Annotated in this window: 16 protein-coding genes and 1 pseudogene; 11 read left to right on the plus strand and 6 right to left on the minus strand. The window is 56.6% G+C overall.

What is annotated here, in order from left to right:
• From WFM49_RS17845 to WFM49_RS17870, 6 genes and pseudogenes are all read right to left on the minus strand, one after another.
• On the minus strand, positions 1 to 1,509 hold a 1,509-nt coding region (locus WFM49_RS17845; protein ID WP_336974699.1), incomplete at its 3' end, for a retention module-containing protein.
• A 175-nt stretch (positions 1,510 to 1,684) separates the two neighbouring features.
• Positions 1,685 to 2,299, minus strand: coding sequence for a response regulator transcription factor (locus WFM49_RS17850; protein ID WP_035269588.1), 615 nt, complete (start codon positions 2,297 to 2,299; stop codon positions 1,685 to 1,687).
• Positions 2,300 to 2,407: 108 nt separating this feature from the next.
• Positions 2,408 to 3,693, minus strand: a pseudogene (locus WFM49_RS17855) (HlyD family type I secretion periplasmic adaptor subunit).
• A 71-nt stretch (positions 3,694 to 3,764) separates the two neighbouring features.
• Positions 3,765 to 5,948, minus strand: a complete 2,184-nt coding sequence (locus WFM49_RS17860) for a type I secretion system permease/ATPase (RefSeq protein WP_336974702.1) — start codon at positions 5,946 to 5,948, stop codon at positions 3,765 to 3,767.
• Positions 5,932 to 6,153 carry a hypothetical protein gene (locus tag WFM49_RS17865; protein ID WP_022983326.1) on the minus strand — a complete coding sequence of 74 codons (222 nt, stop codon included), beginning with the start codon at positions 6,151 to 6,153 and terminating at the stop codon, positions 5,932 to 5,934. Before WFM49_RS17865 ends, WFM49_RS17860 begins: the two co-directional genes overlap by 17 nt.
• A gap of 43 nt (positions 6,154 to 6,196) precedes the next feature.
• Positions 6,197 to 7,714: a TolC family outer membrane protein gene (locus WFM49_RS17870; protein WP_442893039.1), complete on the minus strand. Its 1,518-nt coding sequence runs from the start codon at positions 7,712 to 7,714 to the stop codon at positions 6,197 to 6,199.
• 849 nt (positions 7,715 to 8,563) lie between these two features.
• Here WFM49_RS17870 and WFM49_RS17875 point away from each other — a divergent pair.
• From WFM49_RS17875 to cysI, 11 genes are all read left to right on the plus strand, one after another.
• Positions 8,564 to 9,991, plus strand: coding sequence for an NAD-dependent succinate-semialdehyde dehydrogenase (locus tag WFM49_RS17875; RefSeq protein ID WP_083055327.1), 1,428 nt, complete (start codon positions 8,564 to 8,566; stop codon positions 9,989 to 9,991).
• A gap of 106 nt (positions 9,992 to 10,097) precedes the next feature.
• On the plus strand, positions 10,098 to 10,751 hold the full coding sequence (locus tag WFM49_RS17880; RefSeq protein ID WP_009462459.1) for a TetR/AcrR family transcriptional regulator: 654 nt from the start codon (positions 10,098 to 10,100) through the stop codon (positions 10,749 to 10,751).
• 211 nt (positions 10,752 to 10,962) lie between these two features.
• Positions 10,963 to 13,308: an acyl-CoA dehydrogenase gene (locus WFM49_RS17885; RefSeq protein WP_026484842.1), complete on the plus strand. Its 2,346-nt coding sequence runs from the start codon at positions 10,963 to 10,965 to the stop codon at positions 13,306 to 13,308.
• Positions 13,305 to 14,600, plus strand: coding sequence for an acetyl-CoA C-acetyltransferase (locus tag WFM49_RS17890; protein ID WP_336974706.1), 1,296 nt, complete (start codon positions 13,305 to 13,307; stop codon positions 14,598 to 14,600). Before WFM49_RS17885 ends, WFM49_RS17890 begins: the two co-directional genes overlap by 4 nt.
• The gene (locus WFM49_RS17895; protein ID WP_336974708.1) at positions 14,597 to 16,540 is read left to right on the plus strand and encodes a 3-hydroxyacyl-CoA dehydrogenase NAD-binding domain-containing protein; all 1,944 of its coding nucleotides are present in this window, start codon (positions 14,597 to 14,599) and stop codon (positions 16,538 to 16,540) included. The genes WFM49_RS17890 and WFM49_RS17895 overlap by 4 nt, the downstream gene beginning before the upstream one ends.
• Before the next feature lie 125 nt (positions 16,541 to 16,665).
• Positions 16,666 to 17,991, plus strand: a complete 1,326-nt coding sequence (locus WFM49_RS17900) for an OmpP1/FadL family transporter (RefSeq protein WP_009462456.1) — start codon at positions 16,666 to 16,668, stop codon at positions 17,989 to 17,991.
• A 9-nt stretch (positions 17,992 to 18,000) separates the two neighbouring features.
• Positions 18,001 to 18,519, plus strand: a complete 519-nt coding sequence (locus tag WFM49_RS17905) for a DUF4442 domain-containing protein (protein ID WP_009462453.1) — start codon at positions 18,001 to 18,003, stop codon at positions 18,517 to 18,519.
• Between the two features lie 19 nt (positions 18,520 to 18,538).
• Entirely contained in the window at positions 18,539 to 19,111 is a 573-nt protein-coding gene (locus WFM49_RS17910) for a chalcone isomerase family protein (RefSeq protein ID WP_250756326.1), read from the plus strand.
• Positions 19,112 to 19,134: 23 nt separating this feature from the next.
• A complete protein-coding gene (locus WFM49_RS17915) occupies positions 19,135 to 20,799 on the plus strand; it encodes an AMP-binding protein (RefSeq protein WP_336974711.1) in 1,665 nt (554 codons plus the stop codon).
• Between the two features lie 154 nt (positions 20,800 to 20,953).
• A complete protein-coding gene (locus tag WFM49_RS17920; RefSeq protein WP_336974712.1) occupies positions 20,954 to 22,786 on the plus strand; it encodes an assimilatory sulfite reductase (NADPH) flavoprotein subunit in 1,833 nt (610 codons plus the stop codon).
• A gap of 11 nt (positions 22,787 to 22,797) precedes the next feature.
• Positions 22,798 to 24,507, plus strand: a complete 1,710-nt coding sequence (gene cysI, locus WFM49_RS17925) for an assimilatory sulfite reductase (NADPH) hemoprotein subunit (RefSeq protein ID WP_060185540.1) — start codon at positions 22,798 to 22,800, stop codon at positions 24,505 to 24,507.
• The last annotated feature ends 1 nt before the right edge of the window (position 24,508 follow it).

Genomic DNA, 24,508 nt, shown 5'->3' on the forward strand with positions numbered 1-24,508 from the left:
GACGATCGTACCTGTTCCTTCACCCTGGACTTTTTCAACAAGGGTGCCGTTCTGTGTTTCTCCTTCCTGAGTCACAGTCAAGGTAAAATCTTCTTCGCCTTCAAAAACGTCATCATCTTTCGTGTCTACGGTTACCGTAACGTCAGTGACACCGGGAGGCAGTGTAAAACTGTACGTGCCATCACCATTAGGCGTGACAGCAAGAGTGTCGCCGTTAAGCAGTTGCACAAGAGGGGGCTGCTCAAGCTCGACGTCACCATCGTCTGTCGAACCATGTCCCAGCTTCAAAGTGACTGTTGTTTCGTTATCGACTGGTTTGCCAAAATTAACGCTGAAGGTACCCGAGCCCCCTTCACTAATCACCGTGTCGGAAACGGTAATAGAAGGCACATCATTATCTTCAACAACAGTTGTAACAGGATCCCCGTATTCAACTTTCTCATAATTCCCACCGATACTGCTTTCAATACCGACTTCTTCCGGGATGTTGCCCTGCACTATCCCATCATCAGGACGAGCTGGATACGTAACGGAGCCTCTTGTCTCGCCTTCCTTGATGATAATTTCTTGACCATTGGTCAGTTTGATCACCAAGTCTCCACCTTGGGGGGGATTTTCAACCGTTGCAGTAATAGTGATGTCCCCACCTTCTACAACTGTATCGGGACCTTCCAGGGTGATCACAGTGGCATCATCATCATCCACAACGGTACTACTGGAAGTACCACTAGTATCCAGGTCCTCGTAGTTACCTCCCGTGGTGGTGCTAATGCCTATATCTTCTGGGCGATCACCTTGTTTATAGGCATCATCCGGATAAGGATTATCCACAACAACCCGGCCCTCTGTGCCCCCGACCGGAATAGTAATAGTGCTGCCATTGGTCAAGGTAATAATCAGGTCTTGTCCTGTTACTGGCCTATCTACACGAGCAACAATCTCATAAGAATCGCCCTCAATAACACGCTCGGGCGTCTCCAGCGTAACTATGGTTTTCCCAGTTACCAATGTTGGGTCTACATCACCACCTGAATAGCCACCCAGACGCACGTTCTCAACGGTAGGCACGCCAGGACGTGGGTATTCCAGGGCCAGAGGGCGTGTGGTTTCCACAATGCTGACCAGGCGGGTGAAGCTGCTGCCACCGCCTTCGCCACCACCGGTCAATACGGCAGCGGTTGGGTCAAGTTGGGAGAATGGGTCATCGCCAGCTTCCAGGGCGGCCAGCACCGCCGTAATTGCTGGATCGTTGGGGTTAGCCAGAGCGGCGGCTACGGGGTCCACATCGGTTTCTGCGATATCGCCGCTGACCAGGAAGGAGCGGTTATCGGAAATGGTCATCGATGGGCTGCCAGGGATCTCAAGCTCGACGCTGGCGCCGGTCTCGGTGATGATCTCGGCATTAACAGGGACGCGCATGCCTTCTTTGACAGCTACTTTGGAGCCATCGGCGGTACGGATCCATGCCGTACCTTCAACTCGTGTCACTAAAACAGTATCCAGTGCCATGACTGTCTGATTCCTAAAAAAAGACTGCCGCCAAGCAGCAGTCAGAAATGGACTTTCTTTGATCAGAGAATAGCGAGTTGGTCCGCTAGTCGATATTGGCGTCGCCGCCAGTTCGCTGTTTTATTTATTGTTATTGACCTTACTTAACAATACGAACGGGACGGCGAGCAGGGGTTCAGGCTATGCCGTGTACTTTTAGCGCCAACATCAAACGATCTGTTACATCCAGCTTTTCAAAAACAGCCTGAAGATGGGCGCGAACCGTTCTCTCGGTGATGCCCAGGTCTTTTGCAATCAGCTGATTGGAGTGGCCCAGCGAGGCGCGTTGCGCAACCTCGACTTCACGGCTGGTCAGGGTGCTTTCCCAGCCCGCCTTGGGTTCCAGGCGACGGGTAACGTCGCTGAGCAAACGGCTCAGCAAGGACTCCCCAACCCAAACCTGCCCGCTAGCCACGTGGTCCAGCGCCTGCACCAGCAAAGGCGACGAGCTGTAGGCGTGAATGTAACCGCGAGCCCCCAGGGCCAGTACGGCCTGACCTTCGCTATCCAAAGGACGTGGGCTGGCGACAATAATCTTCATGCCCTGCACAGCCTTGGACCATTGGGGATGATTCCACAAAGCCAGGGCACTATCGACCACCACCAGATCACGCTGCTGTTGTTTCCAACGCAATAAATCGTCCATGCCCTGCCCTCTGGCGGGCAGCCAGGTGACCGAATCCAGATGACGCCAATGCTGCCACAACGCCTCATCGGCAGTCAGAAATAAAACCGAATTTACTTGTCGCATACCGCTTTTCCCTTACTGGTAACACGAGCTATATGCCATCAGCTCTTGGTCTGACTCGGGTGTTACACCTCTATCGTCAGCGCTACTCCCCCAACGGACCAATCAGCCTTAACGCTCTCTGAATGCGTTGGATCTGGCCCTGAGAATAGGTTTGAGTAAGTACTGCATAACAGTCCGCTTGCCGGTCATGATGTGCACTTCGGCCACCATACCGGGCAAGATTGGACGGTTATCGTCACCGACATACACCGTGTCCGTACGTACTTTAGCTATATAGAATGAATTGCCTTTTTCATCGGTAATGGTGTCGGCACTGGTTTGTTCCAGCACGCCGGGCAAGCCGCCATAAACAGCAAAGTCATAGGCGGTGAATTTGACCTCGGCAGTCTGGCCCGAGTGCAGAAACCCGATATCGCGCGGATTAATGCGCACTTCCAACAGCAGAGTGTCGTCAGTAGGCACGATTTCCAGAATGTCTTTACCGGGCTGCACCACACCGCCGACCGTATTGGCAGACAGGGTCTTGATGGTGCCGCGCACGGGCGAGCGCACTTCAGCCAGGCGCACACGGTCGGCCAGGGCACGTTGGCCTTGCTCCAGGGAAGCCAGCTTGGCACGTGTTTCAGCCAGTTCGGTACGGGCCTGATTGCGGAAGGTAATTTCCACCTCGCCAATCCGGTTCTGGGCCTCCTGAATCGAGGCCTGAATACGGCTGATCTGTGCCGAGGCCGCTTTTTGCTCACCGCAGTAACGAGCCACATCACGCTGCAGACGCAGCAAATCCACTTCAGACACCGCCCCGCTTTGAGCAAAGGACGTGTCATTTGCAGTTCTTGCGAGGTCAGCCCGCAACTGGACGCAGCCTGATCACGATTGGCCTGCGTCTCACGCAATTCTTGTTGACGCTGGTTCAGCTGTTCCTGAGCCACCGAAATATTAGAGCGCAGCTCTTCGGTACGAGCCTGCCAGACGCGGCGTTCCATTTCTGCCAGATCAGGGGCTTTTTCCAGCACTTCACTGGGCATATCAAAGGGCTGGTCGGCAGCAATCGCTTCCAGTCGAGCTGCCTTGGCCATCAAGGACAAGGACTCGGCTTCGTTCTCGCCCAAGGAGGACGAGGCACGAGTAGGATCGATACGCAACAGCACTTCGCCCGCTTCCACAGACTGGCCAGGACGCACCAGAATTTCTTCAACCACACCGCCGTCCAGACTTTGCACAATCTGGACCTGGCGAGATGGCACAACCTTGCCCTCGCCACGCACCACTTCATCAATGCTGGCAAAGCTGGCCCAGACAATCAGCAGGCAGATGGCCAGCAAGGTCAACCAGATCAGCAGCGTGGAACCCCGTACATCTTGGTAACGAGCCGTCCAAGATGCGTTTTTGAGCATATTGCCACCAGGAGGTGGGGAATTGGTGTCCTGGAGTTGCGCACGCACCCAATTGGCCAGGTTCTTTATTTTCATGCTGCACTCCGGGCCTTACCAATCTGCCCACTACGCAAGGCGGCAATGACCTGATCCTTAGGACCATCCGCCACAATACGCCCCATATCCATCACGATCAGGCGATCCACCAGCTCCAGCAAGGCGGTGCGGTGGGTCACCAGCACAACTGTCTTGCCCTCACATTCTTTATGCAGGCTGCGACGCAGGGCCGATTCGCTCTGGTTATCCATATTGCTGCTGGGTTCATCCAGCAACAGAATGGACGGGTTACCGATCAAGGCACGAGCCACAGCGATAGCCTGCCGCTGACCACCCGAGAGGGATTCGCCGCGCTCGCCAATCATCATGTCGTAGCCATCAGGATGGCGTCGTGCGAAATCATCCACCCCTGCCTGACGAGCCGCTGCCAACATTTGATCGTCAGTTGCATAAGGCGTGCCCATCAGCAAATTGTGTTTCAAAGTGCCATAGAACAGCGTGGGGTCCTGCGAGACATAGCCCATGGAGCGACGCACGTCTGCCGGGTCAATCTGCTGGCTATCAATTCCGTCCAGCACAACGGTGCCGCCCGTCGGTTTGTACAGCCCCAGGATCAGCTTGGACAAAGTGGTTTTGCCGGAGCCAATACGGCCGATAATCCCTATCTTCTCGCCAGCCTTCAAGGAAAAACTGACCTTATCCAGCACGTTCTGGGTTGTGCCGGGATAGCTGAAGCTGACGTTGCGGAACTCGATAGAGCCTTCCAGATAAGGACGCGGCACAAAGTGACGCTCTTCCGGATGCTCTACCGGCATATTCATGTACGAATCCACCGAACCCAAGGAGGTACGGGCATTCTGATACTGCATCATCAAGCCAGCCACTTGCCCCAAAGGAGCCAGGCAACGGCCTGCAATCATGGAGGAAGCAATAATGCCCCCCATGGACAATTTGGTTTCCTGAACCAGATACACCCCGATAATCACCACGCTGATGGTGACCATCTGCTGCAGCATCTGCACCGTATTCACGGTCAGGGTGGAAGTCATCTTGATGCGCGCACCCTGACGAGCCAGGTATTCGGTGGACTGCTCCCAGTCGCGCTGCGCATTGCTTTGCGCATTCAGGACCTTCAAGGTTTCCATACCAGCCAGGGATTCGACCAGGCCAGCGTTACGCTGGGCAGCAGCCTGGAAGGTCTGTTTGGTCAGGCGTTCCATACGTGCCTGAGCAAACCAGGAAATACCCAGGATGATCACAATGGCCACAACGGGCGGAATCAGCATCCAGGGCGAGATCCAGGCCAGCACAGCCAAAAACAGCAGCACAAATGGCAAATCGACCAGTGTCGTCAAACTGGCCGAAGCGATAAAGTCGCGCACCGATTCAAAAGAGCGCAGATTGGCAGCAAAAGAGCCCACCGACGGCGGTCGGTTCTCCATGCGCAAGTCCAGCACCCGCTCCATAATCCGCGCAGACAACTGAATATCCACCCGTTTGCTGGCAGCATCAACTACATAGGCTCGCACACTGGAGAGCACCATGTTCATGACCAGCACCAGCCCAATCCCAATCGACAGCACCCACAGGGTTTCAATCGCTTTGTTGGGAACCACCCGGTCGTACACGTTCATGGTGTAGAGCGGAATGGCCAGCGCAAACAGATTGATCAGCAAGGCAGCGCCAATGGCGTCGCGATACAGACGCCAGTTTTGCACTACGGCTGTCCAGAACCAATGCTTGCCCTTCATGGGGGCCACACCATCTTTGGCACGCGCTTCGACACGGAAATCCGGCTGTACCACAGCCAACAGCCCGGAGTACTGCGCTTGCAGATCTTCCAGGCTGATTTCGCTGGGGCTACCACTTTCCGGGAAATGCACCCGGGCACGTTCTTCTTCCAGCCCCAGCAATACACATGCCCGGTTATTGTTCAGCAACAAAATAACCGGGAACAGATTGGTGTCGAGTTCGGTAAAGGCGCGGCGCCACACTCGGGCCGTGCAATGACCACGCGCGGCCGCTCGACTGAGCAAGGCAGGCGTCAAACGCCCACGCTGCAAAGGCAAGCCTGCAGACAAGTGCTGCGGCGTGCAAGGATTACCGTGGATACGGGTAATCTCTGCCAGGCAGGTCAGAAGAGGATCATCATGCGTCAGATGAGGCGGGATACTGTATTGCCCGCTTGCTTGTGTCGTGCTGTCAGATGAGTGGTTCATCGTCATTAATCAAATCCAGCGAATCCCGCAGGCGTTGACGGGTACGTTTGCGCTCGTTCAATTTGGCCAAGGCCTGGGGAGGCAGATCAGTCATACGAAGCACACCGTTAGCAACCAGTGCGTCAATCAAATCCTCCAGCACTCGGATAAAACTGGCATCCGAGACTGAGAGCTCTTGTTTGTAGTCATCTTCGTTCTGACTCATACGTGCCTCCCTTCACTATCCAATAACGCCAAGAAGCAGCTACTTACAGCCCGGCTGGTTTCTCGCGCAGGACTGGCGGAGCCATACCGTCGCGGTAATCAACAGAAACCGGGGTCAGGTTGCTGGTATCTGGAACAGGCGTCATACATGCCTTGAATGCCTCTTCGGGGAAGTCCAGCTTGGCGGCTTCTTCAGGCTGCTCCGAGTAAGGCTGGGACAGGCCAACTGCCGACACCAGACGGTGCGACAAGGTCAACCAACGGTATTCGGCTTGTTGCAGGTCGTAAGTGGCATTGGCCAGAGCACGACGCGCATCAAACAGTTCGTTTTCCGTATCCAGCAAGTCCAGCAAGGAGCGCTGACCGATCTGGAACTGCTGCATGTAAGCAACGCGAACCTTGGACGTAGCCAGTTCGTGTTGTTTCAGGAATGGCAACTGAGCACGCAGGCGCTCGATGTTGTTCCAGGCCACGGCCAGATCCTGCTGTACGTTGCGGCAGGTGTAATCGCGCACGTCGCGGGCAGCGTATTGCTGAGCTGTGGTTTGACGGATGCGAGCAGCATCGGCACCACCACGGAACAGGTTGTACGACAGCATCAACTGCACGTTGCTGCTTTGCGAATCGCGGTAAGCGGAACCTGGCGGATCGCTTTTGTCCTTACCGGTAGCTGCACGTAGTTCAAGCGTAGGCGACATACGGCCTTGAGCCACGTGTTTGCCCGACTCAGCAGCTTGATACAAGGCCTGCTTGGCCAAAATCACAGGGCTGGTGCGCAAGGATGGCAAGAAGTCGGTGGTATTGGCAGGAATCGACTCGCTCAGGCTAGGGGCCGCCTGCATGACTTCAGGAGCAGCCACACCCACAATGCGACGGTAGCGTTGCAGCACGTCGTTCAGGTTGCCGGCCTCGGTCATCATGTTGCTTTGAGCCAGGGACTGGCGGCCATAAGCTTGTTCCAGGTCCACACCACGGCCCACGCCGGATGCCGAACGTTCCTGAATCTGGCTCAGGATGTTCATGTGCATGCCGTAGTTTTCACGGGCCAGCTTTTCCATTTCGCGGTAACGCAGCACATCGATGTGCGCGTTGGCCGCTTCCAGAGCCAGGGAATCTACCGAAGCCAGCAGCTCGTAGTAAGTAGCCAGTTTTTCGTAACCCAACTGACGAACCTGGTTGATCGAGGAGAAACCATCAAAAATCAACTGACGCAGTTGCAGGCTGTAGCCGCTGCGGGACCAGTCGGTAGACGGGGCACCCGAAGTGCTGCCACGCCACTCTTTGCCAACCCAACCCTGGGCATTGACCTCGGGCAACAAGGCGCCACGGCTAACGTTCTGACCTTCAAGCGCAGACTGGAAATCCTGGAAGCGAGCGCCAAGTTCAGGATTGGACATAATTGCCCGCTCAATACTGTCCTTGAAGCTCAGGCTGTTTTCCTGCTGGGCAAGCGCTGGTTGCGCCAGCAGTAGCGCTGTCAGCAGCGCACTTACCGTTAGAGTTTTCTTACCACGCACGTCGGCCTCCGTAAGATCTTGTGCCGCGTTCGCAACAGACGTCATTACGTCAGCGTTGCAACGCATTGCCAGATCAAATTTAAGTACAAAAATGAAAGAAGAATGGGTTCGGTGTGTCGCTCAAACAAAGCGAAAGAAACACCACCCGAGGGCCCAATACCTATGTATTGCACATGGGCTTTACATCTAAGGCTGGCAAGTACATCGCCAGCCGCAGCAGTATGTTCATAATGGACCGGGGCAAGACAAGGCGGAGCTACAGGCTTCTGACCTGTATTCTTGGAGCATAACCTTGTGTCTGATTGTGACTTTTTACGTGACGCATAGTGAAACTCATCACGTAGATCACGGGACAAATTGTATCTTAGATTACAAGGGGCTTCGTGGACGACAATGTTAAAAATGATAAATAGCCTGTGATAAAAAAAGCAACAATACACTGAAATTAAACGATTTCGGGCGATTAGGCGCTTAACCAATAACTGTTGCGCTTATCCCACGTAGCGCGATCGTTGGTAATAATCTACAAAAAACTTTCACCTTAATAAGCATTTAGGTTACATCAAGATAAAACCAGCTTATCACCAAGCGATAAAAATATTTTCATCGTTAAAAATATAACAATCGCTCACATTACGAATGCTGCACTTGTAACGATTTCTTATTGCAGCTAGATGTCGGTTTTCATCTCTTTGTCAGGCCTTCAAAAAGAGATGTGAAATCAAAAACTTATAACGGTTTCTTGACCCCCCCCCTGTTTCGCGCCCGTTTGTTGCTTCTCTGAACAATCCGTTGCCGCAATATCCGCCGCCCACGCTTGTCCCGTTTCTGCTCGCCCGATACCATCGAACGGTACGTATTTAGTTAGCAACACAGACAACTTGGAGGCCGCTCATGTATCAACACCTGGCCCTGTATATCAATGGTCAATTTCTGGATGGACAAGGTCGCCAGACCCAAGCCGTCATCAATCCTGCCAATGGCAGCACCTTGGGCCAACTGCCGCTGGCATCCCAGGCGGATCTGGACGCGGCTCTGAACGCCGCCCAGGACGCGTTCAAAAGCTGGCGTCACAGCTCGCCCATGGATCGCAGCGCGATCCTGCGCAAGGTCGCGGAACTGTCGCGTGAACGCGCCCAGGAAATTGGCCGCAATCTGACACTGGACCAAGGCAAGCCCTTGGCCGAGGCGGTAGGCGAAATCATGTCCTGCGCGGACCATGCGGATTGGCACGCCGAGGAGTGCCGCCGTATTTATGGCCGCGTCATCCCCGCCCGCAACCCCAAAGTGCAGCAAATGGTTCTGCGCGAGCCCATCGGGGTCTGCGCCGCCTTTACGCCCTGGAACTTTCCCTACAACCAGGCCATTCGCAAAATCTGCGCGGCTATCGGTGCTGGGTGCACGATTATTCTGAAAGGCCCCGAGGACTCCCCCAGTGCGGTCATGGCTATTGCCCAAGCCTTTCACGATGCGGGCCTGCCTCCGGGTGTACTGAATATTGTCTGGGGTGTGCCACAGGAGGTGTCGGACTACCTGATCCGCTCGCCCATCGTGCGTAAAGTCTCCTTTACCGGATCTGTTCCTGTAGGCAAGCAACTGGCTGCACTGGCCGGTGCCCATATGAAACGCATCACCATGGAATTGGGCGGTCACTCGCCTGTGCTGGTCCTGCCTGATGCCGATGTAGCCCGCGCTGCTCGTCAGCTGGCTCGTTTCAAAATTCGCAATGCTGGTCAGGTGTGCATTTCGCCCACGCGTTTTTATATCCACGACGATATCTACACTGCATTTGTGGACCGCTTCACCGAAGAGCTGGCCAATGTAAAAGTGGGCGATGGTCTGGACCCGGATACGCAAATGGGGCCCTTGGCTCACGAGCGCCGCCTGCCCATGATGCAAAAGTTTGTCGACAACGCCCGCTCTCTGGGTGGCAAAGTGTTGCTGGGAGGAGAACAGATCAAGCGCGATGGTTTCTTTTTCTCGCCCACAGTGCTGACGGATTTGCCCGACGATGCACTGGTCATGACCGAGGAGCCATTTGGCCCCATCGCCCCCTTGACGCGCTACAGCGATCTGGACGATGCCATCGCCCGTGCCAACAGCCTGCCCTACGGTTTGTCGGCCTATGCCTTTACACAATCCTTGCAAGACGCGCATCGACTGGGCACAGAACTGGAATCCGGTATGGTCAATATCAATCACTTCGGCAGTTCCCTGCCCGAGACTCCGTTTGGCGGCGTCAAGGACAGCGGCATTGGCAGCGAAGGCGGTGCCGAAACCTTTGACGGATACTTAGTCACCAAATTTGTGACCCAGATCTAAGACTGGCTCCTGGCCCCGCTTTGCGGGGCTAGGGTGAACCCCTACTGTACTAACTGCGCATTCCCGTTACATTATTCAAACACTCGTTTGAAATTAGGAAATAACGGTGAAACGCTCTGATCGGACACAGTCCGCCATTCTCGATGCAGCCGAACATCTTTTCGCGCTGTATGGCCACGAAAATACCTCCATGCGCCAGATTACGGCGCAAGCCAAGGTGAACCTGTCGGCTGTCAATTATCACTTTGGCAGTAAAGACGGACTGACACAGGCCGTGTTCCAGCGCCGCCTGAACAGCATCAATCAAGAGCGCCTGGAAAAACTGGCGTTTTATCGCCAGCAAGCCGGTGAAGGTCCTTTGAAAGCATCCCAGGTGGTGGATGCCTTTTTTGGCCCACTGATCCGCCTGGCAGGTTCAGGCAACGGCGCCCCACGCTCGTTTATTCCTTTGCCGGGGCAGGACCGCCCGGCGCCGCAGGATTTCATTCAGTCCATCTGTTGGGATGAACAGGTCGCCATCTTCCTGCCCTTCAAGCAGGCTTTGCATGAAGCTCTGCCTACCGTGCCTGAAGAAGAAATCATCTGGCGATTCCATTTCATGCTGGGTGCCACCTCTTATGCCTTGATGGGCACCCAATCACTGCGTCGGGCTTTGCAATTACCCCTTAGCGACAGCCCGGAAAGTGAGCAACAACTGCAACAGCGCTTGATGAGTTTCCTGCTGGGTGGATTACGAGCTCCTTTACCCGCCAGCACCTGAGCTGAACGGCCCTGACCACCAAGCTACACCACGGTGAACCGCGCCCCTCTCTTAGGGGCAGCAAGTCGAAGGTGCAGCATGAGGGGGTTTTACCGCCGGGCCGCTACCAAGGCTCGGCGCCCCCGGTAAAAAGTGCCCCCTCGGGGGCAACAAGCCGAAGGCGCAGCGTGGGGGCCTTCTTCTTTTTTTTCTGAGCTAGTCCGGAGTTGCTATGTTTGTGACCTTGCTATTGATAGTGCTAGTGCTTGGCTGCGTCTACGTTCTCAAAAACCGGAATCTACGCACCAAGTGGCTAAGCCGCCCAATCTACCGCGCCTTTTCCAGCGTTCTGCCTGCCATGTCCCAAACCGAGCGCGATGCGCTGGAAGCAGGTACGGTCTGGTGGGAAAGTGAGCTGTTTCGCGGCAAACCCAACTGGAATACCCTGAGCTCTTATCCGGCCTACCGGCTCACCGATGAAGAGCGCCAGTTCATGGACAATGAAGTCAATGTGGCTTGCGCCATGATTGACGACTGGCAAGTCAGCCAGGAAGACTTCGACATGCCTGCCGAGGTCTGGAACTACCTGAAAGAAAACCGCTTCTTCAGCCTGATTATTCCCAAGGAATACGGCGGTCGTGGTTTTTCGGCGCAAGCGCACTCGGCGGTTGTCGCCAAGCTCTCCACCCGTAACTCGGCCTTGTCCGTCTCGGTCATGGTGCCCAACTCGCTGGGCCCGGCAGAACTGCTGCTGCACTACGGTACCGACGAGCAGAAACAACACTATCTGCCCCGCCTGGCTGATGGCCGTGACATCCCCGCTTTCGCACTGACCAGCCCTTGGGCCGGTTCAGACGCCGCCTCTATTCCTGACGTAGGGATTGTCTGCAAGGGCGAATGGGAAGGTCAGGAAGTGCTGGGCATGCGCGTCACCTGGGACAAACGCTACATCACCCTGGCTCCGGTTTGCACCTTGTTGGGTCTGGCCTTCCGCCTATATGACCCGGACGGTTTGCTGGGTGGCGAAAAAGACATTGGCATTACCTGCGCCCTGGTTCCAAGCGACCACCCCGGCGTGGATACTGGCCGTCGTCACTTCCCCTTGAACGCCATGTTCATGAACGGCCCCACCCGTGGCAAAGACGTGTTCATGCCGCTGGAGTTCATCATTGGTGGCCCCGCCATGGCTGGCCAGGGCTGGCGCATGTTGATGGAATGTCTGGCTGCTGGCCGCTCCATCTCTCTACCCTCCTCCTTTACTGGCATGGCCAAGCTAACCAGCCGCGCCGTGGGCGGTTACTCCGCCGTCCGTACCCAATTTCGCAGCGCCATCAGCAAGTTTGAAGGCGTGGAAGAGGCTCTGGCCCGTATCGCAGGACACACCTACGCCATGGATGCGGCCCGCACCATGACGGCAGCCGCCGTGGACCTGGGCGAGAAACCTTCCGTGGTCTCGGCCATCGTCAAATACCATGTGACCGAGCGTGGTCGTATTGTGGTGAATGACGGTATGGATGTCATTGGTGGTAAAGGTATTTGCCTTGGCCCATCAAACTTCCTGGGCCGTGCTTACCAACAGATCCCCGTCGGTATTACGGTGGAAGGCGCCAATATTCTGACGCGCAGCCTGATCATCTTCGGTCAAGGCGCTATCCGTTGCCATCCTTTCATCCTTGAAGAGATGACAGCCGCCCTGAACCCTGACCGCGAAGCCGGTTTGCGTAAATTTGACCAGGCTTTCTGGGCGCACATCCGCTACACACTGGCCAATACAGGCCGCTCCTTCTGGCTGGGCCTGGGTGGCTGGCGCTTGCTAAGTGGCCCTACTGGCACCTCCAAGGCCATGCACACCTACTACAGCCAGGCCAGCCGTTACAGTGCTGCTTTCTCCCTGCTGGCCGATGCCTCCATGCTGGTTCTGGGTGGTTCCCTGAAAATGCGCGAGCGCCTGTCCTCGCGTCTGGGGGATGTGCTGTCCGAGCTGTACATGCTAAGCGCCGTGCTCAAGCGTTACCAAGACGAAGGTCGTCAACAGGAAGATGCACCTTTGGCCCACTGGGCGGCTCAAGACGCCTTGATGCGTGCTCAACACGCTCTAGACAAAGTACTGGAGAACTTCCCGAACCGTCCTTTGGCGGCCGTGCTGCGCTTCCTGGTCTTCCCTCTGGGTCTGCGCCGTCTGGGCCCTGATGACAAGCTGGACCACACTGTTGCCAAACTTTTGACCAAGCCCGGTGCTACTCGTGATCGCCTGACTTACGACACCTACTTGCCTGACGACGATATGGAACCCGTCGGTGCGATTGAAGCGGCCCTGCTGGCTTCGCTGAACACCCGCGATATTGACGCCAAAATCCGTCAGTTCGAGAAAAGCGGTCAATTGCAGGACAACCCCAAAGCCAACGTACGCGATCTGGCCGAAGCCGTCTTTCAGGCCGGTGGCATCACCGCCCAGGAATACGAGCAAATCCAGGCCCGCGACATCGTGCGTGATCGCGTTATTGCCGTGGATGATTTCCCCTTCGATTTGCGTCGGGAAAATCCTGCCGCTGAAGCCGCCAGTGGGAGCCAAGCATGAGTTTTCAACCGGTCTATATTATTGACGGCGCACGCAGCCCGTTTCTGAAAGCGCGCAATGCGCCCGGCCCCTTCTCTGCTGGAGATCTGGCCGTACAAACGGGTCGCGAGCTGTTGCTGCGCCAACCCTTCGAGGCCCCGCAGCTAAGCGAGGTCATCCTGGGTTGCGCCGCCCCCTCGCCCGATGAAACCAATATCGGCCGGGTTCTGGGTCTGCGTCTGGGCACAGGTCACAAAGTGCCGGGCTGGACCGTGATGCGTAACTGCGCCTCGGGTATGCAGGCACTGGACTCGGGCGTACAGGCCATTCAAACCGGCCGCTCGGATCTGGTGCTGGCCGGTGGCGTTGACGCGCTGTCTCACGCCCCCATCCTGTTCAGCGACGACATGGTGCGCTGGCTGGCCGCCTGGGGCAAAGCGCGTAGCCTGGGTGCACGCCTGAAGGCGCTGCGCAGTCTGCGTCTGTCCTATCTGAAACCAGTGATCGGCCTGCTTAAAGGGCTGACTGATCCCGTCGTTGGCCTGTCCATGGGGCAGACCGCTGAAATTCTGGCGCACGAGTTTGGTATCAGCCGTCAGGATATGGACGAGTTTGCGGCCCGCAGTCACCGTCTGGCTTTGCGTGCTCAACAAGAAAACGCTTTTGAAGAAATCGTGCCGTTAAGCGACACGCGCGGTAATAACTACCCGCAAGACGATGGCGTACGCGAAGACTCCACGCCCGAGAAGCTGGCCAAGCTGCGTCCGGTCTTTGATCCACCTTGGGGCAATATCACGGCCGGCAATAGCTCCCAGGTGACCGATGGCGCTGCCCTGCTGATTCTGGCCAGCGAAGCCGCCGTCAAGGAACATCAGCTCAAACCCATTGGCCGCATTGTAGATGCGCAATGGGCTGGCCTGGACCCAGCCACCATGGGCCTGGGCCCTGTTTTCGCCGCGACGCCTATTTTGGAGCGCAACCGTCTGGCCCTAAATGGTCCGGACTTGTGGGAAATCAACGAGGCTTTTGCAGCACAGGTACTAGCATGTCGTGCTGCATGGGACAACCAGGAGTGGTGCCAAAAGCATCTGGGTCGTGATGCTTTGGGTCTGCTGGATATGGACAAGCTCAATGTGGACGGCGGCGCCATTGCGATCGGCCACCCGGTGGGTGCCTCCGGAGCGCGAATTGTGCTGCATTGCTTGAATGCCCTGCGTCGTCGCAACTTGCGCCTGGGCATGGCCGCTATTTGTATTGGCGGCGGACAAGGCGGCGCCATGCTGATCGAATCGCTGCAAGGAACTGAATCATGATGCCCGTCGCTACCCTGGATTTGCAAAACTTCACGCTGTACACGGACGATCAGCAAATTGCCTGGCTGAAAATCGATTGCGTGGGCAGCTCGGTCAATCGACTCTCGGCAGCCGTCCTGCAGGAGCTGAACCAGGCGCTGGACTACCTGGGCAGCCATCCTCCTAAAGCACTGATCATTTACTCCGGCAAAGCTGCCGGTTTTGTAGCCGGTGCGGACATTGACGAGTTTTCGGAACACAACAACAACCCTGAAAAGGGCTTGGCACTGGTCACACGCGGCTGGACCGTCTTCAACAAGCTGGCCAAGCAGAGCTACCCCACGTTGGCGCTGGTGCAAGGCCACTGCCTGGGCGGTGGTCTGGAGCTGGCCCTGGCATGCCGTTATTGCCTGGCCGTAGATCAGGACGATACACGCCTGGCTCTGCCTGAAGTGATGCTGGGTATTTTCCCCGGTTGGGGCGGCATGTTGCGCCTGCCTGAATATATAGGCCCTGCCGCCGCCATGGACTTGATGCTGAGCGGCAAAAGCGTGGATGCTCGCAAGGCCGCCCGTCTGGGTATGGTCGATGCCTGCGTTCCTGTCCGTCTGGCCAAGCAAGCTGCTATCAAACAGGTGCTCAGTGGCAAGAAGCCGCGTCGCGCCAAGGGTCTGTCACGCCTGATGAATACCAAGCTGCTACGCCCCCTGGTTGCTAATCAGGTACGCAAGCAGTTGGCAAAGCGCGATCCCTATCAGCACTATCAGGCGCCCCGCGCCATCCTGGAGATCTGGGAAAAGCACAACGGCAATGCCTTGAAGGCACCCGAGCTGATCGAACAAATCACCCGCTCCAACACCGCAGCCAATCTGCTGCGTGTCTTCCATTTGCAAGAGCGTCTGAAAAGCGTAGGCAAGCATTCGTCGACTCAGGAGATCAAGCATATTCACGTGGTCGGTGCTGGTGTCATGGGGGGCGATATTGCCGCTGTATGTGCACTGAAAGGCATGCGTGTGACGCTGCAGGATCAGGACCGCAAGCGTATCGCCCAGGCACAAGGTCGTGCCGCCAAGCTGTTCCAGCGCCGTCTCAAAGACCGCAGACTGGTACAAGCCGCCTTGGACCGCTTGATCCCGGACCCGGACGGCCACGGCATCCCGTCGGCAGATCTGGTTCTGGAGGCCATCTTCGAGAACGCCGATGCCAAGCGCAGCCTGTACGCCACCATTGAGCCCTTGCTAAAGCCCGGTGCTGTGCTGGCGACAAACACCTCCAGCCTGCCTTTATCCGAGCTCAGCCTGAACCTGATCAATCCGGAACGACTGGTAGGCATTCACTTCTTTAACCCGGTCTCTCGCATGCCCTTGGTTGAAGTGGTGGAAAGCGAACTGCTGGCCCCGGAAGTGCGCAGCGTTGCCTACGCCTTTGTGAACCAGATTGGCAAGCTGCCCTTGCCCGTTAAAGACAGCCCCGGCTTTCTGGTCAATGCCGTCCTGGCTCCCTATATGTTGGAAGCCATGCGCTGCGTGGACGAGGGGCTGGACCCGGCCACCGTGGACAAAGCCATGGTGCAGTTCGGCATGCCGATGGGACCACTGGAATTGGCCGATACCGTAGGCCTGGATATTGCGCGTGATGCAGGTGCCCAATTAAGCCAGCAAGCCGCCATGCCAGCCTGCCTGAAAACCCATCTGGATCGTCAGGAACTGGGCCGTAAAACCGGCCAGGGTTTTTACACGTGGAAAGATGGCAAAGCCCAGAAATCTCCTGCGGGAACAGTCCCAAGCGGTCTAGCAGATCGCTTGATTAAACCGCTGATCGAACAGACCGAACACCAGGTTCGCATCGGTGTTGTGGAGAACGACGATCTGGCCGATGCAGGCGTGATTTTCGGTACCGGCTTTGCCCCATTCAGAGGGGGCCCTCTGCATTACAAAGCAACACAAAAACAACGCAATTAGTTCGGATTGGCACAAATACCTATACGCCGATTGGCCTAGGTCATGCACCATAGAAAACAAACAGGTGTTTTAAAACTTGTCATAAGCCTCTGTCAGACGTCGCACCTATACCTTGGAGAAGAGACATGAAAAAGACGGTTGTAGCTTTGCGTACCATCCCCGCCTTGCTGATTCCTCTGGGAATGAGCATGGGAATGGGTCAAGCCCATGCGGCTGGTTTTAACTTGCTCGAACAGAATGCGAGCGGCCTGGGCAATGCCTACGCAGGCTCGGCCGCCATTGGTGACAATGCCAGCACGATCTACTTCAACCCGGCCGGCATGACCTTGTTGCCCGAGACCAACTTCTCGGCAGGTTTTAACGCGATTAAACCTACCTTCAAGTTCTCCGATAAAGGCAGTACCGACCCCCTGGCCCTGACGGGTGGCGCCAGCCGTCCCGCTACTGGCGGCTCAGGTGGTGATGCCGGTAAAGTCGCCGCCGTTCCCAATATTTATCTGTCCCATCAGCTCTCGCCCAAGTGGTGGGTGGGCCTGGGTATTGGTGTCCCGTTTGGTCTGACAACTGAGTATGACGAAGGCTGGGTTGGCCGTTACCACTCTGAAAAATTTGCCATTGAAACCATCAACGTCAACCCTTCGGTGGCCTACAAGGTCAACGACCAGTTGTCCTTCGGTGTAGGTGTGAACTGGCTGCACATTGATGCGGACTACCGTCTGGCTACCCCGGTTGGTTATCACCCGGCTTTGGGTCCACTGGACATGGACACCCGCGTCAAGATGAAGGGCGACGCCTGGGGCTGGAATGCCGGTTTGCTGTACCAAATTACCCCCAGCACTCGTTTGGGCGTTTCCTATCGCTCGCAAATCAAGGTCACGGCTGATGGCGACACCAAGCTGCGCAACCGCAACGTGCCGGCTGGCATTCCTGCCCCCAACATCAATTGGGACGCAGAAGCCACCATCAAGCTGCCTGACACCGCCATTGTCAGCTTGGTGCACGACCTGAACTCGCGCTGGCAATTGCTGGCCGATGTGTCCTGGACAGGCTGGAGCAGCATCCCGCGTCTGACCATTGAAAACAGCGGCCCCGGTGCCAAGGATTCCGGTCTGGAACTGAAATTCAAGGATGCATGGCGCGTCGCCCTGGGTGCGAACTACCACTACAACGAGCAGTGGACCTTCAAGGGTGGTATTGCCTGGGACCAATCTCCCGTTCGCGACAAGAACTACCGCCCAACCGCCCTGCCTGACAGCGACCGCTACTGGGTGTCCCTGGGTGCTCAGTATCGCGCCAGCAAGAACGCCACCTGGGATATCGGCTACACCCACTTGTTCCTGAAAAACACCGACATGAACAACAACACGGATCCCGCTGGTCGTGGTCTGACACGCGGTACTTACAAAAACAGTGGTGACATCCTGGGCGTGCAGTTCAGCTATCGCTTCTAAGGATGCACTATGGCCCGCAGTCGCCGCATGGAGCTGCTCGCACGCCTACCCCCCACATGGCGTGCGCGCTTTTTGCAGCTGGGCTTTAACTGGCACCCCGCCTTCCGGGCAACCGGCGGGCGGGTCCACAAAGTTTCAGCGAACTTGCAACACATCGTCGTACGCCTGCCATTGCGTCGTCGCACTCGCAACATCAATGGCTCTTTATTTGGCGGCTCCCTGTTTGCCATTACAGACGGCGTGCACGCCACCATGCTTCTGGCTGGGCTGCAACGCCATGTGATTGTCTGGGACAAGAATGCAGAGATTCAGTATCGCCGCCCCGGCTACCAAACTCTGTACGCCAATTTTCAAATCAATCCAGATGAACTGGACGCAATACGAGGACAGCTAGACCAATACCACGAGGCTGAAGCCACGTTTACCGTGCAGATCCAGGACCCCGAAGGCCAGATCTACACCACGGTGGAACGCACCATCTATATCGCCGACGCCCACTTCTACAAGCAGAAAACACAATCACGCTAATTTGCCGGAGGACCGCTTCATGTTTACCCCCCGCTGTGCCGCCCTGATTTTAAGTCTGTCCCTGGGGCTACCCGCCGCCCAGGCCGCGACTGTTGCGAATGTCACCGTGCCAGACACGGTCACCGTCGAGCAGCAAAGCCTGAAACTGAATGGGGCAGGCCTGCGCAAGAAAGTTGTTTTTGATGTGTACGTCGCCGCCCTGTATACCGCTTCGCCTTCCCAGGATGCCGAAGCCATTATTCAATCCCCCGGGCCGCATCAAATCCGACTGGTCCTCAAACGCGACCTGGATGCCCAAACCCTGATCGATGCCCTGAAAGACGGCATTCACAACAACCTGACTGATCCTGAAAAACAAGAACTGGACCCTGTCATCAAGCAATTTGAAGACTTGATGCGCCAGGTGGGTGAAGCCAAGGAAGGCGACGTTGTGGTGCTGGACATGCACACCCCTCAGGTCAAGATCCTGTTCAACGACAAGACGCTGGGAGAGCTCTCTCACCCTGATCTGACCCCTGCTTTGTTGAAAATCTGGCTAGGCAAGAAGCCTGCCCAAGAATCGCTCAAAAAGGCCCTGCTGGGATTGTCTTGAACCTACACGCCTCGGAGCGCTTCATGGATAAAGTCTGGCTGCAGAACTACCCCGCCGGTATTCCTGCCACTATCGAAGATCAGGCCCAGCAGTACTCGTCCTTGCTGGATGTATTTGAACAAAGTTGTACCGAGTTCGCGCAGCGCACTGCCTATATCAGCATGGGCAAACGCATGAGCTACCGCGAACTGTCGACCAATGCCTTGGCCCTGGCCAGCTGGCTGCAAAGCCAAGGCGTGAAAAAAGGCGATCGTGTCGCCCTGATGATGCCCAATATGCTGCAGTACCCCATCAGTCTGTATGGGGTGTTGCGCAGCGGGGCCACCATTATCAATACCAACCCGCTGTATACGGCCCGTGAACTGCGCCACCAGCTGCAAGACAGTGGCGCGGAAACCATCATCATTGCGGAGAACTTTGCCCACGTGCTGCAGGAAATCCTGCACGAAACACCCATCAAGCGAGTCATTGTGACCAGCGTGGGGGATTGTCTGGGCGGCTTCAAGGGCTGGCTGGTCAATCAAGTGGTGCGCCACATTAAAAAAGGTGTGCCTGCCTGGTCCTTGCCTGGCTCCGTCTCTTTCAAAGCCGTACTGGCTCAGGGCCGAGGCCGCGCACCGGCCCCGGTCAAGCTGACCCACGATGATATTGCCTGCCTGCAATACACCGGGGGCACGACGGGCGTTGCAAAAGGGGCCATCCTGACCCACGGCAATCTGGTTTCAAACCTGAGCCAGGCCTTGTCCTGGATTCGCCCGTATTTGAGAGAAGGCCAGATCGACTGCGTTGTTACTGCCCTGCCGCTCTACCATATCTTCGCTTTCACCGCGAACCTGCTGGTGTTTCTGCGTTTGGGTGCGGAGAACCTGTTGATCATTAACGCACGCGACATTCCCTCCATGATCAAGGACATGTCCAAGCTGCGTTTTACTGCCATTACGGGGGTGAACACACTCTTTAATGCCATGCTGAACAATGCCGAGTTCCGCAAGCTGGATTTCTCCTCGCTGCGCTTTACATTAGGTGGCGGTATGGCAGTGCAGGAAGTGGTCGCCAAGCGCTGGCTAGAAGCGACCGGCAAACCCCTGGCCCAGGCTTATGGACTGACTGAAACTTCACCAGCAGCCACAATCAATCCGCTGGATAAAAAAGAGTTCACTGGCTCAATCGGGCTGCCCGTTCCTTCTACCGACATACGCATACGCGACGAAAACCAGAACGACCTGCCGTTGGGCGAAACGGGCGAGCTATGCATTCGTGGGCCGCAAGTTACTCCCGGCTACTGGCAACGTCCCGATGAAACCGCCAAGGTCTTTGATCGCGACGGCTTTTTACGCACGGGCGACATTGGCTATATGGACGAGCAAGGTTATGTCTTCCTGCTGGATCGCAAGAAAGACATGATTCTGGTCTCGGGCTTTAACGTCTACCCCAATGAGGTGGAAGCCGTCGCCGCCCAGCACCCGGATATTGTCGAGGCCGCTGCCGTCGGTGTACCGGATGAAAAAGCAGGCGAAATCGTCAAACTCTATGTCATCAGCCGCAATCCCGATTTGACGGAAAAAGACGTAATAGCCTTCTGCCGCAAGAACCTGACCGGCTACAAGGCCCCGCGCATTGTCGAGTTCCGCGACGACTTGCCACGTACCAACGTAGGCAAAATCCTGCGTCGGGAACTGCGTCCATAACACGTATTTCGCACGCGCTTAGACCAAGATGAAAGGGGCTTATGCCCCTTTTTCATTAACCGAAGGATTCATAAACAAATAAGAATCGGATCGTTCGTAGCCCTGATACCGCTCTTTAGAATGGGACAAACTATTTATATAAGCGAGTGTCAGAATGCACGCCCTGTCCCGCCTCTCGGAGTCCAATCGCACGGCGATTGCTCAAATTACCGACGAGCTCGATCCGCTGTCCCTGAACTGGCTGTCCGGCTATCTCGCGGGTGTCGCGCAAGTGCGCCACACCGGCCTTCCCGCTCAAGCGCCTGTTTCTCCTGAACTGTCGTTGGTGCCCGCCGCCGCTGCGCCCGCCCAACGACCTGCCACCATTGTGTTTGGCAGTCAGACAGGCAATGCCCAACGCGTCGCCGAAGCCTTTGCCCAGCGTTGTGAAGCGGCCGGCATCCCCGTGCGCCTGCTGCGCGCCGACCGCTACCCCACGCGCGAGCTGAAAGAAGAACGTCTGCTCTACGTCATTATCAGCACCCAGGGTGAAGGCGATCCGCCAGACGATTCCATCGCGTTTTTCGAGTTCCTGTCCGGTGCCCGTGCCCCCAAGCTGCCCGCACTGAAATTCGGTGTGCTGGGCCTGGGAGATTCCAGCTACCCCCTGTTCTGTGGGATCGCGGAAAAGATTGATCAACGTCTGCTGGCGCTGGGTGCGGAACGCATTCTGGACGCAGGGCTGGCTGATCTGGATATTGATACGGTCGCCGCCCCCTGGCAGGACAAAGCCTTTGGTTTTCTGGAAACGGATCACCAGGCCCACGCCGCTGCGGCCGTTCCTGCCGCCCAATCCAGCAACGTTACGGTGCTGGAAACCCAGACCCGCAGCAGCTTCACCCGCGACAATCCATTCCAGGCCACCGTGCTGCAAAGCCAAAGCATTACGGGCCGCGACAGCACCCGCAACATCTATCACTACGAGTTGTCGCTGGAAGGCAGTGGCCTGAAGTACCAACCCGGTGATGCCCTGGGTGTCTGGCCTACACAAAACGCCAAACTGGTCGAAGCGGTTATCCAGACGTTGAAGCTGGACCCGCAAGAGACCGTCACCATTCAGGACAAGTCGCACACGCTGCAAGAATGGCTTAGCCACTACCGCGAGCTGACGCAACCGACCAAACCTTTCCTGGTGGAACTGGCCAAGCGCAATAGCGATGCCGTGCTACAGACAGCCGTAGGCCCAGAGGGTTTGAGCACTTTGCAAGAGCTGCTGAAAACCCATCAAGTGCTGGACGTATTGGAACGCTTCCCGGCCACCTGGAGCGCCGCCGAACTGGTGCAAGCCTTGCGCCCTCTGGCACCCCGCATGTATTCCATCGCCTCCAGCCAGTCCGAGGTGGACGAAGAAGTACATCTGACTGTGGCCAATGTGCATTACCAATTCAACGAGCAGGATCGTTGGGGCGTGGCTTCCAACTATCTGGCCCGCCTGAACGAAGGCGATACCGTGCCGGTGTTTATCGACCCCAATACACGCTTCCGCCTGCCTGAAGATACCAGCCGTGACGTGATCATGATTGGTCCCGGCACCGGCATTGCCCCTTTCCGTGCCTTTGTGCAGGAACGCAGTGTTCAGGGTGGTGAAGGCCGCAACTGGCTATTCTTTGGCAACCCGCACTTTCACTCCGATTTCCTCTACCAGACCGAATGGCAACGTGCCTTGCAGGACGGTCAGTTGCAACACCTGGATCTGGCCTTCTCGCGCGATCAGGAAAACAAGGTTTACGTCCAGCACCGCTTGCTGGAAAAAGCAGCCGAGGTCTATGCCTGGATTCAGGGCGGCGCCCACATTTATGTGTGCGGTGATGCCAATCAGATGGCCAAGGACGTACACCAGACCCTGCAGGAAATTGCCCGCCAGGAAGGTGGATTGGACGCAGACCAGGCTCGCAGCTGGTTGGAAGAACTCTCGGCGCAGGGCCGCTACGCCCGCGACGTTTACTGAGAAGCAAGGACATGACAGAAAAGAAAATCGCCGCTATCGAACAAGTAAAAATTGATAGCCGCTATCTGCGCGGTGGCATTACCGAGGGTCTGGCAGACCCAATCACGGGCGCCATCAGCGAAGACGACAACAAGCTGCTGAAATTTCACGGCAGCTATCAGCAAGACGACCGCGACCAGCGTGAAGAGCGTCGCAAGCAAAAGCTGGAACCGGCTTTCAGCTTCATGATTCGCGCCCGCCTGCCTGGTGGCGTGGTCACGCCCGCCCAGTGGCTGGCCTTTGACCAGATCGCCTGTGACTGGGCCCAGTTTGGCCTGCGCATCACCACCCGTCAGACCTTTCAATGGCATGGCGTACGCAAGCCCTTTTTAAAACCCACACTGCAAGCCATCAACAAGGCCATGTCCACGACATTGGCTACTTGCGGTGATGTGAACCGTCAGGTGGTCAGCGCCACCAATCCCTTGCTGTCGGAGCAACATGGCTTGGTTCAGGAGTGGGCTGACAAGATTTCCGAAACCTTCCTGCCCAAAACCCGCGCCTATGCCGAGATCTGGCTGGACGGCAAAAAAGTCGAAGACGCCATTGACGGCGAAGACTTTGAACCGATTTACGGCAAGACTTACCTGCCCCGCAAATTCAAGATCGGCATTGCCGTGCCTCCCTTGAATGATGTGGACGTGTTTGCGCAGGATATCGGCCTGATCGCGATTATCGACAACAATCAGTTGCTGGGCTTTAACGTCGCCATTGGTGGTGGCATGGGTGCCACACATGGCGACGACACCACCTACCCACGACTGGGCAGCGTGATCGGCTTTGTACGCCCCGAGCAACTGCTGGCCGTTTGCGAAGCCGTGATCACCACACAACGTGACCACGGCAACCGCGACGAGCGCCGTCATGCCCGCCTGAAATACACCGTGGATAAGCTAGGGGCCGACTGGTTCCTGGAAGAAGTGCAAAACCGCAGTGGTCAAACGCTGGAGCCGTCACGCCCCTACCATTTTGACCACAATGGCGACCGCTTCGGCTGGACCCAAGGCAGCAATGGCCGCTGGCACCTGAGCCTGCGTATCGATTCGGGCCGCATCATGGATACCGAAGTCGGCCCCTGGCTGACGGGTATGCGTGAGATCGCGAAGATCCACCAAGGGCAGTTCCGCCTGACCTGCAACCAGAACCTGATCATTGCCGATGTGCCTGAAGAAGATAAGGCCAAGATCGACAAGCTGGTCGCAGATCACAAGCTGGATGTGTACCAGACACAAAGCGGCATACGCAGCAGCACGATTGCCTGTGTCTCTCTGCCCACTTGCGGTTTGGCCATGGCCGAGAGCGAACGCTACGCCCCCATCCTGCTGCCCAAGCTGGAAGCCTTGCTGGACAAGTACCAGCTGCGCGACGAGCGCATTGTGCTGCGTATCTCCGGCTGCCCCAACGGCTGCGCCCGTCCTTACCTGGGTGAAATTGCCCTGGTTGGCCGTGCTCTGGGTCGCTATGACTTGCGTCTGGGTGCGAACTTCAGCGGCGAGCGCCTGAACGTAATCTATCGTCAAAATATTGCCGAACCAGAAATTCTGAGCATTCTGGATGAGCTGTTTGGCCGCTTCGCTGCCGAGCGTCTGGAAGGCGAGCACTTTGGCGATTTTCTGGTTCGCGCTGGCGTGGTTGCCGAGCCTACAAGCCGCTTGATTCCTTTAGTTTTACAGCCAGCCTGAC

The organism is Alcaligenes sp. PF14 (genome assembly GCF_037150615.1).
Lineage (GTDB): Bacteria > Pseudomonadota > Gammaproteobacteria > Burkholderiales > Burkholderiaceae_B > Alcaligenes > Alcaligenes phenolicus.